The 12622-nt window shown below is 69.9% G+C and carries 14 protein-coding genes and 1 riboswitch; of the genes, 9 read left to right on the top strand and 5 right to left on the bottom strand.

The annotated features are described in order from the left end of the window. Positions 1–1397 (bottom strand): glucuronate isomerase (gene uxaC, locus IPV09_RS13555; protein WP_207475813.1); only part of this gene is annotated, 1397 nt, incomplete at its 3' end. Between uxaC and IPV09_RS13550 the strand changes: the two genes are divergently transcribed. The 6 genes from IPV09_RS13550 to ribH all read left to right on the top strand — a co-directional run bounded on the left by IPV09_RS13550 (position 1396) and on the right by ribH (position 5879). Continuing rightward, positions 1396–1557 carry a hypothetical protein gene (locus IPV09_RS13550; protein ID WP_207475811.1) on the top strand — a complete coding sequence of 54 codons (162 nt, stop codon included), beginning with the start codon at positions 1396–1398 and terminating at the stop codon, positions 1555–1557. The two genes, uxaC and IPV09_RS13550, sit on opposite strands and share 2 nt — an antisense overlap. Beyond that, complete coding sequence (locus IPV09_RS13545) at positions 1554–2825, top strand: lactate racemase domain-containing protein (RefSeq protein WP_370590341.1); 1272 nt, start codon at positions 1554–1556, stop codon at positions 2823–2825. The genes IPV09_RS13550 and IPV09_RS13545 overlap by 4 nt, the downstream gene beginning before the upstream one ends. 28 nt (positions 2826–2853) lie before the next feature. Then, positions 2854–2984, top strand: a riboswitch (FMN riboswitch). A gap of 97 nt (positions 2985–3081) precedes the next feature. After that, complete coding sequence (gene ribD / locus IPV09_RS13540) at positions 3082–4113, top strand: bifunctional diaminohydroxyphosphoribosylaminopyrimidine deaminase/5-amino-6-(5-phosphoribosylamino)uracil reductase RibD (protein WP_207475809.1); 1032 nt, start codon at positions 3082–3084, stop codon at positions 4111–4113. Beyond that, positions 4113–4739 (top strand): riboflavin synthase, encoded by a 627-nt coding sequence (locus IPV09_RS13535; RefSeq protein WP_207475807.1) that lies wholly within the window; start codon positions 4113–4115, stop codon positions 4737–4739. The genes ribD and IPV09_RS13535 overlap by 1 nt, the downstream gene beginning before the upstream one ends. Further along, positions 4736–5392 (top strand): GTP cyclohydrolase II, encoded by a 657-nt coding sequence (locus IPV09_RS13530; RefSeq protein ID WP_370590340.1) that lies wholly within the window; start codon positions 4736–4738, stop codon positions 5390–5392. Before IPV09_RS13535 ends, IPV09_RS13530 begins: the two co-directional genes overlap by 4 nt. Position 5393: 1 nt before the next feature. Further along, positions 5394–5879 carry a 6,7-dimethyl-8-ribityllumazine synthase gene (gene ribH, locus IPV09_RS13525; protein WP_207475805.1) on the top strand — a complete coding sequence of 162 codons (486 nt, stop codon included), beginning with the start codon at positions 5394–5396 and terminating at the stop codon, positions 5877–5879. Positions 5880–5903: 24 nt separating this feature from the next. On the opposite strand, the gene IPV09_RS13520 is transcribed toward ribH, so the two are convergent. The 3 genes from IPV09_RS13520 to IPV09_RS13510 all read right to left on the bottom strand — a co-directional run bounded on the left by IPV09_RS13520 (position 5904) and on the right by IPV09_RS13510 (position 8634). Next, a complete protein-coding gene (locus IPV09_RS13520) occupies positions 5904–6941 on the bottom strand; it encodes a LacI family DNA-binding transcriptional regulator (protein ID WP_207475803.1) in 1038 nt (345 codons plus the stop codon). Between the two features lie 66 nt (positions 6942–7007). Further along, positions 7008–7778 carry an enoyl-ACP reductase FabI gene (gene fabI, locus IPV09_RS13515; RefSeq protein ID WP_207475802.1) on the bottom strand — a complete coding sequence of 257 codons (771 nt, stop codon included), beginning with the start codon at positions 7776–7778 and terminating at the stop codon, positions 7008–7010. A gap of 127 nt (positions 7779–7905) precedes the next feature. Continuing rightward, entirely contained in the window at positions 7906–8634 is a 729-nt protein-coding gene (locus IPV09_RS13510) for a beta-ketoacyl-ACP reductase (protein WP_370590339.1), read from the bottom strand. A gap of 151 nt (positions 8635–8785) precedes the next feature. On the opposite strand from IPV09_RS13510, the gene IPV09_RS13505 reads away from it, so the two are divergent. From IPV09_RS13505 to IPV09_RS13495, 3 genes are read left to right on the top strand one after another with little or no spacing between them, the layout of a single operon-like run. Then, positions 8786–9091, top strand: coding sequence for a DUF3099 domain-containing protein (locus IPV09_RS13505; protein ID WP_207475796.1), 306 nt, complete (start codon positions 8786–8788; stop codon positions 9089–9091). 9 nt (positions 9092–9100) lie between these two features. Further along, on the top strand, positions 9101–9871 hold the full coding sequence (locus tag IPV09_RS13500) for an SURF1 family protein (protein ID WP_207475794.1): 771 nt from the start codon (positions 9101–9103) through the stop codon (positions 9869–9871). Then, complete coding sequence (locus tag IPV09_RS13495) at positions 9868–10677, top strand: methyltransferase domain-containing protein (protein WP_207475792.1); 810 nt, start codon at positions 9868–9870, stop codon at positions 10675–10677. Before IPV09_RS13500 ends, IPV09_RS13495 begins: the two co-directional genes overlap by 4 nt. Here the strand turns inward: IPV09_RS13495 and IPV09_RS13490 are convergent. Continuing rightward, the gene (locus IPV09_RS13490; protein WP_207475790.1) at positions 10665–12524 is read right to left on the bottom strand and encodes an ABC transporter ATP-binding protein; all 1860 of its coding nucleotides are present in this window, start codon (positions 12522–12524) and stop codon (positions 10665–10667) included. The genes IPV09_RS13495 and IPV09_RS13490 overlap by 13 nt on opposite strands. Positions 12525–12622 lie beyond the last annotated feature (98 nt).

The following is a 12622-nucleotide window of genomic DNA, read 5'->3' as shown; positions in this document are numbered from 1 at the left end:
CGGGGGTTGTCGACCACCAGGGCATTGATGGTCTCGAGTGCCTCGTCCTCGTCCAACCGGTGCTCGACGACCAGGTCGGCGAGGTGGACGGCGTCGAGGCGCCGCGACATGTCGTGGCGGGCGGGGATGGAGCAGAAGGCTCGGGTGTCGTCGATGAAGCCCGAGGTCCTGGTGAAGCCGGCGGTCTCGGTGACCGCCCGGCGGTAGCGCTTGATCGCGTCCGGCGCGTCCAGGAACCACCACGGCACCCCGGCGTAGACCGTCGGGTAGAAGCCGGCCAGGGGTGCGATCTCGCGGCTGAAGACGGTCTCGTCCAGGGTGAACAGCACCAGGTTCAGGTCGGGATGGGTCCCGAAGGAGTCCAGCGCCGGCTTCAGCGCCCGGGTCACCTCGACGCTGATCGGGATGTCGGCGCCGACGTCGGCGCCGAACTTCGCGAAGGTGGGCTGGTGGTGGTTGCGGGACACCGCCGGGTGCAGGGTCATCGTCAGGCCGTCCTCACAGGCCATCCGCACCTGGTGCCAGATCAGGTGGCGACGCAGGGCGGCGCCCTCGGCAGCACTGACCGTGCCGGTGCGGGCGGCTAGGTAGAGGCGGTTGGCCTCCGCCTCGTCCAGGCGCTGGGTGCCCAGGTCGGTGTGGGAGTGGTCGGTGGACACCGCACCGTGCGCCTTGAAGTAGGCGCGCCGGTCCTGGAGCGCAGCCAGGAATCCGGGCAGGTCGTGGACCTGGTGGTGGCTGACCTCGCCGAGTCGGTCGACCAGCGCGTTCCAGCCGGGCTGGGCGGCCTCCAGGTACTTGTCGGGCCGGAAGGTGGGCACCACGCGGCGCGTGAAGGTCGGGTCGTCGGCCAGCGCGGCGTGGTGCTCCAGGCTGTCGCAGGGGTCGTCGGTGGTGGCCAGCACGCTGATGTCGAAACGCTCCATCAGCTGGCGGGCGCTGTTGGCGGGGTCGGCCACCCACTCGGCGATGGCATCGTAGATGTGGTCGGCGGTCTCGGTGCCAGGCCGCACGTCGACGCCGAAGATGTCGACCAGTTCGTTCTCGAGCCAGTACCGCACCGGGGTGCCGTTGTAGTCAGCCCAGTGCTCGCACAGGTGACGGAAGGCGCGCCGGGCGTCGTCCTCGGACAGGTCGCCCCGGCCGACACCCAGGTCGTCGAGGGCCACCCCGTTGGCGTGCATCATCCGGGTCACGTAGTGGTCGGGGGTGATCAGCAGTGAGGTGGGGTCACGGAAGTTGACGTCATCGGCAATCCACTGCGGCGGCACGTGCGAGTGGGGCGAGATGATGGGCAGGTCCTTGACCGACTCGTGCAGCCGGCGCGCCACGTCGCGGGTGGTGGCGTCGACGGGGAAGAGGCGGTCGGGATGCAGCTGGAGAGACTTCGGCGTCATGGGTCCACTGTCGTTGGCGGCCGACGAGGACGGCAACGTGTTGCCATGGGTTGCCAGCGTGGTGCCGGGGCCGTCGGCGGAGGCAACAGTCGGCATCCGGTTGCGTGGCTGTGACCGACGGCGTGGAATGGTGGGACTGATCCCCAAGGAGTTGCCGTGAACCACATCGACGCCCCCGCCGTGACCTCCGACCTGGTGGGTGGAGCGCACCAGCACGTCAGTGACGAGCAGCTGCGGGCCTTCGTGCAGCAGAACCTGGCCGCGGTCGACCTGGACGGCAAGGACGTCGCCCTGGTCATTCCGGACGGCACCCGCAGCTGTCCGCTGCCGCTGCTGCTGGGCATCCTGCACGAGGAACTGGCCGGACGCGTCGGCAGGCTGACCGCCGTCATCGCCCTGGGCACCCACAGCTACATGGAGCCCCACGAGATCGCCCGAATGGTCGGCGGCGACCCACAGCAGCTGTACCCCGCCATGACCATCGTCAACCATGAATGGGCCGACCCCGACATGCTGGTGAACGTGGGCCACATTCCCGGGGCGCGCATCGCTGAGTTGTCGGAGGGCCGCCTCGACGTGGGCGCCGACATCCTGATCAACCGGCACGTGGTGGAGTCCGACGTGGCCATCGTGGTCGGGCCCGTGTTCCCCCACGAGGTGGTCGGCATCTCCGGCGGCAACAAGTACTTCATCCCCGGGGTGGCCTCCCAGGAGTTCATTGACATGACCCACTGGGTGGGCGCTCTGATCACCAGCTACGACATCATCGGCACCACCGGCATCACCCCCGTGCGGGCCATGATCAACGAGGGCGCCGCGCTGATCCCCACCCAACGGCTGGCGCTGTGCCTGGTGGTCGAGTCGGGCACCGGACTGATCGAGGCCGCGGCGTGGGGCACCGCCGAGGACGCCTGGGCGCTGGCCGCCGGGATCGCGGCCCAGACCCACGTCGAGTACGTGACAGAACCATTCACCCGGGTGCTGTCGATCATGCCCGAACGCTACGAGGACATCTGGACCGCGGCCAAGGGCTTCTACAAGCTCGAGCCGGCGGTCGCCGACGGCGGTGAGGTGATCATCTACGCCCCCCACGTCACCGAGGTCTCCGAGACCCACCACGAGATCTACGAGATCGGCTACCACTGCCGTGACTACTTCGTGAAGCAGTGGGACGACTTCAAGGACGTCCACTGGGGGGTGCTGGCGCACTCCACGCACCTGCGCGGGAAGGGCACCTACGACGCGGCGAGCGGCGAGGAGAAGCTGCGGGTCAAGGTCACCCTCGCCACCCAGATCCCGCGGGAGGTGTGCGAGTCGATCAACCTGGGCTACCTCGATCCCGCCAGCATTGACGTCGAGGCCATGCAGGCCGACCCCGACACCTTCGTGGTGCCCAATGCCGGCGAGGTGCTCTACCGGGTGCGCTGAGCGTGCCGGGCACGCTGGTAGCCTGAGGGTACGTGCTCCGGGGTCGGTGCAATTCCGAACCGGCGGTAACAGTCCGCGAGCCACCCGTGCAGTTGGGGTGGTTGACCTGGTGGAACTCCAGGACCGACGGTGAAAGTCCGGAGGGGAGGCAGCACGAACGGGTCGCACCCTGGGTGCGTCCCGTTGGCATGGCATTCTGCCGTCCCGTCATCCCGGAGTCCGTCGCGTACGCGCCGCAGGACGAGGGAGGGACACCATGAGCACCGGTCACCATGACGACGAACGGTGGCTGCGCCGTGCCCTCGACCTGGCCCTGCGCTCCCCGACCCCGGACCCGAACCCGCGGGTCGGTGCGGTCATCGTCGCCGACGGGCGGCTGCTGGGCGAGGGCTGGCACCACGGCGCCGGCACCGCCCACGCCGAGGTCGAGGCCCTGCGCGCCGCTGGTGATGCCCGCGGCGCCACCGCCTACGTCTCGCTGGAACCCTGCAACCACACCGGACGCACCGCTGCCTGCGCCATGGCCCTGCGTGGGGCCGGGGTGAGCCGGGTGGTCTTCGCCCAGCCCGACCCAAACCCCGTCGCCGCCGGCGGTGCCCACACCCTCCGGGCAGCCGGCATCGAGGTGGTCGGCGGGCTGCTGGCCGACGAGGCCGAGGCGCTGAACCCGGGATGGTCGTTCGCTGCCCGCCACGGGCGCCCGCGGGTGACCTGGAAGTATGCCGCCACCCTGGACGGGCGCAGCGCCGCCGCCGACGGCACCAGCCAATGGATCACCGGCCCGGCGGCACGCGCCGACGTGCACCGACTGCGGGCCGGATGCGGCGCCGTGGTGGTGGGCACCGGCACCGCCCTGGCCGACAACCCGCGGCTGACCGTGCGCACCGATCCGCCGCCCGCCCGGCAACCGCTGCGCATCGTGGTGGGTCTGCGCGACCTGCCGCCCGACGCCCACCTGTTCGACGGTTCCGCCGAGACGCTGCAGGTGCGCAGCCACGACCCGGCGGCGGTGCTGGCCGCCTGCACCGAGCGCGGCATCCACGACGTCTGGCTCGAGGGTGGGCCGCGAGTGGCTGCTGCCTTCGTGCGGGCCGGTCTGGTCGACCAGGTGGTCGCCTACCTGGCCCCGACGCTGCTGGGCGCCGGGCCCGCCGCCGTCGCCGACCTGGGTGTCGGCACCCTCGCCGACGCGCACCGCTTCCGTCTCCACGAGGTGGTCCGACTCGCCGACGACGTCCGCCTCACCCTTGTCCCCATCCCCGTTGCCGACCCGCAGGAGGTCCACTGATGTTCACCGGAATCGTCGAGGAGGTGGGTGCGGTGCGAGCCATTGAACGCCGCCCCCGCTCCGCCGTGCTGAGCCTGACGGGGCCGCTGGTGACCAGCGACGCCGGCCCGGGTGATTCGATCTGCGTCAACGGCGTCTGCCTGACGGTGGTCGAGCTGGCCGACCACGGGTTCAGCGTCGACGTGATGGCCGAGACCCTGGATCGTTCCAGCCTGGGTGGGCTGCAGGTGGGTTCACCCGTGAACCTGGAACGGGCCATGCCCGCCACGGGCCGGTTCAGCGGCCACATCGTCCAGGGCCACGTCGATGGCACCGGCCGCATCGTCGAGATCATCCCCGGCGAGGCCTGGCAGGTCGTCCGGGTCGGGTTCTCGCCCGCCCTGGCGCGCTACGTCGTCGAGAAGGGGTCCATCTCGGTGGACGGGGTCTCGCTCACCGTGGCCTCCACCAGCCCCGCCGACGCCGCGGAACCCTGGTTCACCGTCTCACTGATCCCCACCACCCTGGCCGGCACCATCCTCGGCACCGCCGTCGTCGGACAACAGGTCAATCTCGAGGTTGACGTGCTGGCGAAGTACGTCGAGCGCATGCTGGCCCCCGGCGCGCACGCCCAGGGGCAGTCGTGAACGCCGCCGGTGTCGAACTGAGCATCGTCCCGGCCACCGGACGCATCGAACACTGCGCCACCACCCGGATGCCCACCGAACACGGCACCTTCACCGCCCACGCCTACCGCGACCTGCTGACCGGTGCAGAACATGTGGTCCTGGTCAGTCCCGGCGGGCTGGCCGGTACCCGGCTGGCGCTGCCGCTGGTCAGGATGCACTCCGAATGCCTGACCGGTGACGTCTTCGGTTCGCTGCGCTGCGACTGCGGGCCCCAGCTGCAGCGCTCCATGCACCAGGTCGCGGAGCGGGGCGGGGCGGTGATCTACCTGCGCGGCCACGAGGGTCGCGGGGTGGGCCTGGCCTCCAAGCTGCGGGCCTACGCCCTGCAGGACGAGGGCGTCGACACCGTGGACGCGCAGCTCGAGTTGGGGCTGCCCGTCGATGCCCGCGAGTACGGCGCTGCCGTGGCCATGCTGGCCGACCTCGGCATTGACCGGATCACGCTGTTGACCAACAACCCGTTGAAGGTGGAGGCGCTGCGCACGGCGGGCCTCTACGTCGATCGGGTGGAGTCGGTCGAGATCGACCCGAATCCTGACAACGAGTTCTACCTGCGCACCAAGCGCGACCGCATGCACCACCGCATCCTGCTCGACCAAATGGAGGCCTGACATGGTCAACCCCGGAATTCCCGTCCTGTCCCCCGATGGTGCCGGTCGCCGCATCGCGATCGTCGCCTCGCTGTGGCACACCGCCATCATGGACGGACTGGTCGATGGCGCCCAGCGTGCGCTCGCCCGTGCCGGCGTCACCGACGTCACCCTGGTGCGGGTGCCCGGTTCGTTCGAACTGCCGGTTGCCTGTGCCCGACTGGCCGAACACTATGACGCCCTGGTGGCACTGGGCGTGGTCATCCGTGGCGGCACCCCGCACTTCGACTACGTCTGCCAGGCGGCGACCCAGGGGCTGACGGAGGTGTCCATTACCACCGGCACACCGGTCGGCTTCGGGGTGCTGACCTGCGACGACGAGGCGCAGGCGCTGGACCGGGCGGGCCTGCCGGACTCCAGCGAGGACAAGGGCGCCCAGGCGGTGGAGGCGGTGCTGGTGACACTGACGGCGCTCGAGCAGGCGATCGGGTCCGTCCAGGCCGGGTAGTCCGTCCGCCCCACGGGGGCCGAACTAGCCGGCCACGACGGGACGGCCACCGGCACCGGCTGGCGGTCCCGTGGAGCCGCGCACCTTGAGAATGACCGGCATCACCACCGGCGCCCTGGAGCGCCAGGTGGCGCCGTTGATCAGTCCGACCAGGTTGGTGATGCCCAGACCACCGAGCCGACTCAGCGGTGCTGCCACGGTGGTCAACTGGGGGGTGACCAGTTCGCCCCCGAAGGCGTTGTCGAAACCCACCACGCTGATCTGTTCGGGCACCTGGACGCCACGCTCGCGGAGTGCCTGCAGCAGCCCGAAGGCCATCAAGTCGTTGTAGCAGACCACCGCCGTGGCACCCCTGGCCAGCAGTTCGTCGGCGATCCGGGGGGCTTCGCGCATGTTCGGCTGGAACGGTCCGACCCGGTGGGCGTTGAGCACCAGTTCGAGGGCGGCCTCACGCAGGGAGCGCCACCGGACCCCGTCTGCCCAACTGGCCTCGGGGCCGGCCACGTACCAGATGTGGGAGTGGCCCAGCTCGGCCAGGTGCTCGACGGCACGTCTCATGCCGCGTTCGTTGTCGGTGACGATGCTGGCCATGCCCTGGACGTCGCGATTGAGCACCACCACCGGCAGGTGCTTTCCCAACTGGCGCAGGTGGGTGTCGCTGATCCGTGAGCTGGCCACCAGCATGGCGTCGATCAGCGGCATCGCCCGTCCCATGTTCTGGCGCTCGATCTGCTCGCTCTCCTGCGCGTCGATGAGCAGGACCGAGTAGCCGTGCTGGGCCGCCGCCGCCTCGGCGCCGCGGATGATGGCGAAGTAGAACGGGTTGGTCACGTCCGAGACGGACAGTCCGATGGCCTTCTTCTTCGACGGCAGTCGCGGCGGCGCCTCGATGGTGTCGGTGCGGTAGCCCAGTTCGGCGGCCACCTCGCGGATGCGAGCCGCGGTGCGCGCACTGACCCGGCCCGGTCTGGCGAAGGTCCTGCTGACGGTGCTCGGGCTCACCCCGGCAGCGGTGGCCACGTCATAGATGGTCACCGATCGCAGGATGTCCTCCTCGCTCACACCGCCATCGTAGGGTGCGCCATCGGTCGCCGTGAGGTCGCCACGCACTTGGCCGGGGCCGGGCGCTCAGGCGCCCGTGGAGTGCAGGCCGCCGTCGACGTGGATGACCTCACCGGTGGTGGCCGGGAACCAGTCGGACAGCAGCGCCACCACGGCCTTGGCGGTCGGGGTGGTGTCGGTGGGTTCCCACCCGAGCGGGGCCCGCTGGGCCCAGACGTCGTCGAAGCTGGACGAGCCGGGGATCGCCTTCTTGGCGATGGTCGCCAACGGACCGGCAGCGACAATGTTGGAGCGGATGCCCTCCTTGCCGAGGTAGCGGGCCAGGTAGCGGCTGGTCGACTCGAGGGCCGCCTTGGAGACGCCCATCCAGTCGTAGGCGGGCCAGCTGACGGTGGCGTCGAAGGTGAGCCCCACCACGCTGGCCGTGTCGGCAAACAGTGGCTTGCAGGCCATGGTGAGGCTGGCCAGCGAGTACGCCGAGACGCGCAGCGAGGTGGCGACGTCGTCCCAGCCGGTGCTCAGGAAGTTGCCGCCGAGTGCGGTCTCGGGGTTGGCGAAGGCGACCGAGTGGACCACGCCGTCGAGGTGGTCGACGTGCTGGCGCACGACGTCGGGCAGGGCGGCCAGGTGGTCGTCATTGGTGACGTCGAGTTCGAGCACCGGCGGAACCGGGTCGAGCTTCTGCACCACCCGGTTGGTGAGGCTGAGCGCCCGCCCGAAGTTGCTGACCAGGACGGTGGCACCCTCCTGCTGCGCGATCCGCGCGACGGCGTAGGCGATGGACGTGTGGTGGGTGACGCCCGCCACCAGGATGTTCTTGCCCTCGAGGATTCCCATGTCGTGTCCCTTTTCTCGTTCAGTGGTCAGGTGGGGGTGCAGGGGGTCATCTCCCGCGTGTGGGTGCAGGGGGTCATCCCCCGCAAACCGCCCGTGGGGGTGCAGGGGGTCATCCCCCGCCAACAACTCAGTGCCCCATGCCGAGCCCGCCGTCGACGGGGATGACGGCGCCGGTGATGTAGGGCGCCTCGGCCAGGAAGGCCACTGCCTGGGCGACGTCGTCGGCCTGCCCGAGCCGTCCCACGGGGATGCGCGCCTGGTAGCCCTTGATGGTGTCCTCGGGCAGCACCGCGGTCATGTCGGTCTCGATGAACCCGGGGGCGACGACATTGCAGGTGATGTTGCGGCTGCCGAGTTCGCGGCTGACGGAGCGGGCGATGCCGACCAGTCCGGCCTTGGACGCGGCGTAGTTCACCTGGCCCGGTGAGCCGAGCAGGGCCACCACCGACGAGATCAGCACGATGCGTCCGTAGCGCTGCTTCATCATGGCGCGGGTGGCCCGCTTCACCACCCGGAAGGTCCCGGTCAGGTTGGTGTCGATGACGCTGGTGAAGTCCTCCTCAGCCATCCGCATCAGCAGCCCGTCGCGGGTGATGCCCGCATTGGCCACCAACACCTCGACGGCACCGAGTTGTTGTTCAACGGCGCTGAAGGCGGCATCCACCTGGTCGGGGTCGGTGATGTCGCACCGCACCCCGAGGACGCCCTGGGGAACCTCTCCGCTGCGGTAGGTGCCGGCGACCCGGTAGCCGTGGTCGCGCAGGTGGGCGGCGATGCTGGCACCGATGCCCTTGTTGGCGCCGGTGACCAGGGCCACGCGGCCGGGCTGCTGGGAGTTCTCAGTGGTATCACTCACACCGTGAACCTACCGAAACCGGGCGCGGGGTGCCTGCGAGGACCGCACAGTGTCCGGGTTTGGAATTGTGTGGAATCCTGCAAAGGTGACACAGCCCACTGGTGACCCGGGTTTCCGCCGGTCATCACGACGCGTGGTCGTGGTGACACAGGTGGCCGAGAGCCGCACCGAAGACCTGAACCGGAGGCGTCGCAACTATGCGCTCGCCATGGCTGTGCGCACCGTCTCGTTCGTCGCCATCTTCTTCGTCCCCGGGGTGTGGAAGATGCTGCCATTGGCCGCTGCGGCGGTGCTGCCCTTCTTCGCCGTGATGTTCGCCAATGCCGTCGACCACCGTCGACCGGCCCCCATCAGCGATGAACCCGATCCGCTGCTGGCGCTTCCGCCCGGCGGCGAGATCATCAAGGGTGAGGTCGTGGAGGACTCTGACGCGGGTGGGACTTCGTCCAGCCGATAGGCTCGCACGGTGAAGAAGCTCATGCTCAGGTGGGTCGTGCTGGTGCTGTTCGTGTCGGCGCTGGGCGTCACCTTCGTCCGGCTCGGAGAGTGGCAGCTGCACCGGCTCGACCAGCGCCGGGAGCGCAATGCCTCGGCGGCGGCCAACCAGTCCCGGCCGGTGGCGGACTTCAGCCAGGTCTTCACCGATACCATCGACGAGGATGACCAGTGGCAGCGGGTGAGGATTACCGGCACCTATCTTCCCGAGCACCAGCTCGAGGTGCGCTACCGCAACGTCGGCGGGCAGGCCGGCAGCGAATGGGTGGTGCCGATGCGGGCCACCAACGGCGCGGTGGTGCTGGTCGACCGCGGCTTCACCACCCGGGATGAGGGCACCGTGGTCGAGGCCATGGCCCCACCCACCGGTGTGGTGACGGTGGAGGGGTTCGTCCGACGCAATGAGCGCGGCAAGGCGAACGCGATCGTGCCGGTGCAGGGTTCGGTGCGCCTGATCAACGCACCGGCGATCGCCGAGGTGATCGGTGTCCCGTTGGCCGACGGCTACATCCAGCAGATCAGCAGTGACCCGCCGACCACCGACCTGACGCCGGTGGGGCTGCCCGACACCGATGAGGGACCGCACCTGTCGTATGCGGTGCAGTGGTTCCTGTTCACGGCGGTGGCCGTCATTGGTGCGGTGCTGCTGGTGCGGGCGGACCTGCGGGAGCGGCGCCTGCGTCGGGAGCGGGCCGAGGCGGCACGCCGGGAACTGGCCGAACGTGGGGCCGCCGCCCCGTGACCGGGTTCGACTGGCTCGCCTGCCCGCACTGCGGCCAGCACCTCGTCGTCGACGACCGGGTCGCCGGCTGCGGGTCAGGGCACCGTTTCGACGTGTCCCGCCAGGGTTACCTGAACCTGCTGGGACGCGCCGCTGGGCGCAATGCTGACACCCCCGACATGCTGTCCCACCGGGAGGCCTTCCTGGCCGGTGGCCACTACCAGCCCATCGTCGACGCCCTGGTCGCGATGGTGGCTGCCGGGCGGCCGGGGCGCATCCTCGAGGTGGGGGCGGGCACCGGCCACTACCTGGCGGCGGTGCTGGAGGCGCTGCCGGGTGCCGAGGGGTTGGCGGTGGACGTCTCCCCCGCTGCGGCCCGGCGGCTGGCCCGGGTCCACCCCCGGGTCCGGGCGATCGTGGCCGACGCGTGGGCGCCGCTGCCGCTGCTCGACGGATGCACCGACGTCGTGATGTCGGTCTTCGCCCCCCGCAATGCGGACGAGTTCGCCCGGGTGCTGGCACCCGGTGGACGGCTGGTCACCGTGACCCCGGGCCCGGGGCACCTGGCCGAGGCCAGGGACCGGTTCGGGTTGATGGACATCCAGGCCGACAAGACCGAACGCCTCGAACGGGGGCTGGCGGCGGGGTTCGTCCGCGGTGCGTCGGTGCCCGTACGTTTCGGTCTTGACCTGGACGAGCGGGCCATGTCCGCACTGGTCGGCATGGGCCCCAACGCGATGCACGACCACGACCCGGTGAGTGCCCTGGCCGTGGGCGTGGAGGTCACCGTCACCGAGTGGCTGGTGCGGCCGGCTCAGTTGAACTGACTGGCGTACAGCTGGGCGTAGGGTCCGTGGGCGGCCAGCAGGTCGTCATGGGTGCCCCGCTCGACGACGCGACCGGCCTCGATGACCAGGATCTGGTCAGCGTGGCGGACCGTGGACAGCCGGTGCGCGATGACCACCGAGGTGCGGCCGACCATGGCCGAGTCCAGCGCCTTCTGCACGGCCACCTCCGACTCGGAGTCCAGGTGGGCCGTGGCCTCGTCCAGCACGACCACCCCCGGGGAGGTGAGCAGCAGCCGGGCGATGGCGAAACGCTGCCGCTCGCCCCCCGACAGGCGGTAACCGCGCTCGCCCACCATGGTGTCCAGCCCATCGGGCAGCCGGTCGACCAGGTCGAGCACGTGGGCGGCCCGCAGCGCGTCGCGCAGCTGCTGTTCGGTGGCGTCGGGGGCGGCGTAGCGGAGATTGTTCCGGATGGTGTCGTGGAACATGTGGGCGTCCTGGGTGACGTAGCCGACCATCTGCCGCAGCGAGTCCTGGGTGATGTCGCGGACGTCGTCGCCGCCGACCCGCACGGCCCCGTCGGTGACGTCGTAGAGGCGACGCAGCAGATGGGTGATGGTGGTCTTGCCGGCACCCGAGGGTCCGACCAGGGCGACCGTCTGGCCCGGCTCGGCGACGAAGCTGACGTCGAACAGCACCTGGTCGTTGTCACGTTCGGCGGTCGCCGAGGCGGGTTCCAGTGACGGCAGCGAGTACGTCCTGGGGTCGGGATAGGTGAAGCTGACCCTGTCGAACTCCACCCGGCCGATCGGGGTGACCGGCGTGGCGTCCTGTTTGTCGGTGATCAGCGGGGTGATGTCGAGCACCTCGAAGACCCGCTCGAAGCTGACCAGGGCGCTCATGATGTCCACCCGCACGGTGGTCAGCTGCATCATCGGGCCGTACAGGCGCATCAGCAGGCCGGCCAGCGCGGTCAGGGTGCCGACGGTCAGGTCACCACGGATCGCCTGCCACCCACCGACCCCGTAGACGATGGCGGTGGCCAGCGCTGCCACCAGGGTCATGGCGGCGCCGAAGAGCCGGCCAATCATCGAGATCTTGACGCCGACGTCGAGGCGCGCATTGGCCGGCACCTTGAACATGTCGTGCTCACGCTGGGGGGTGCCGAACAGTTTGACGAGCAGGGCCCCACTGACGGTGAACCGTTCGGTCATCATCGCCGAGATGTCACCGTTGATCTGCATGGAGCGCCGGGTCAGGTTGGCGATGCGCCCGCCGACGACCCATCCGGGCACCATGATCAGCGGCACCAGGGCCAGGGCGGCCAGGGTGATCGTCGGGCTCAGCGCGATCATGGCGGCCAGCACCAGCACCAGCGAGATGAGGTTCGACACGACCCGCGACAGGGTCGTGGTGAACGCCTGCTGGGCCCCGATCACGTCCGACTGCAGCCGGGACACCAATTGACCGGTGTGGGTTCGGCTGAAGAACGCCAGCGGCATCGAGGTCACCCGGTCGAAGACCTGGATGCGCAGGTCACGGATGAGCCCCTCGCCAATGCGTGAGGAGCACCAGGTCGACAGCAGGGTGACGGCCACCTCGGCCAGCGCCAGGGCGGCCACCAGGCTGGCCAGGATGACCACCACCCGCAGGTTGCCGGCCAGGACGCCGTCGTCGATGATGCGCTGCATCAGCAACGGCGGCGCCACGCCCAGCACTGCCCCGATGACGATGGCGACCAGGAAGAGGCCCAACAGCCCGCGGTAGGGCACCGCGTAGCCCAGCACCCGGCGGGTGGTGCCCTTCTTGAGTTCGTGCCCCCGGATCTCCTCGTCCTTCGACATCGACCGCATCATGCGTCCGCCGCCGTGTGGCCCCATGCTCATGGCATCACCCTCTTCCCAACGGGTGAGTCTTGCACGCCGCGGCAAATCGCGGCCCGCAGACGGGGTTCAGCGGCCGGTATTCGGCAGCGCCGGGGGCC

It is taken from the genome of Tessaracoccus sp. SD287, assembly GCF_017355265.1.
Taxonomy (GTDB): domain Bacteria; phylum Actinomycetota; class Actinomycetes; order Propionibacteriales; family Propionibacteriaceae; genus Aestuariimicrobium.
Note: the sequence above shows the minus strand (reverse complement) of the source record. Positions and strands in the feature narration are given on the sequence as shown.

Coding starts and splice junctions, on each gene's coding strand:
- fabI (WP_207475802.1), bottom strand. CDS start 7,778: ATGGGAATCCTCGAGGGCAAGAACATCCTGGTGGCGGGCGTCACCCAC.
- IPV09_RS13550 (WP_207475811.1), top strand. CDS start 1,396: ATGGGTCCACTGTCGTTGGCGGCCGACGAGGACGGCAACGTGTTGCCA.
- IPV09_RS13535 (WP_207475807.1), top strand. CDS start 4,113: ATGTTCACCGGAATCGTCGAGGAGGTGGGTGCGGTGCGAGCCATTGAA.
- ribD (WP_207475809.1), top strand. CDS start 3,082: ATGAGCACCGGTCACCATGACGACGAACGGTGGCTGCGCCGTGCCCTC.
- ribH (WP_207475805.1), top strand. CDS start 5,394: ATGGTCAACCCCGGAATTCCCGTCCTGTCCCCCGATGGTGCCGGTCGC.
- IPV09_RS13490 (WP_207475790.1), bottom strand. CDS start 12,524: ATGAGCATGGGGCCACACGGCGGCGGACGCATGATGCGGTCGATGTCG.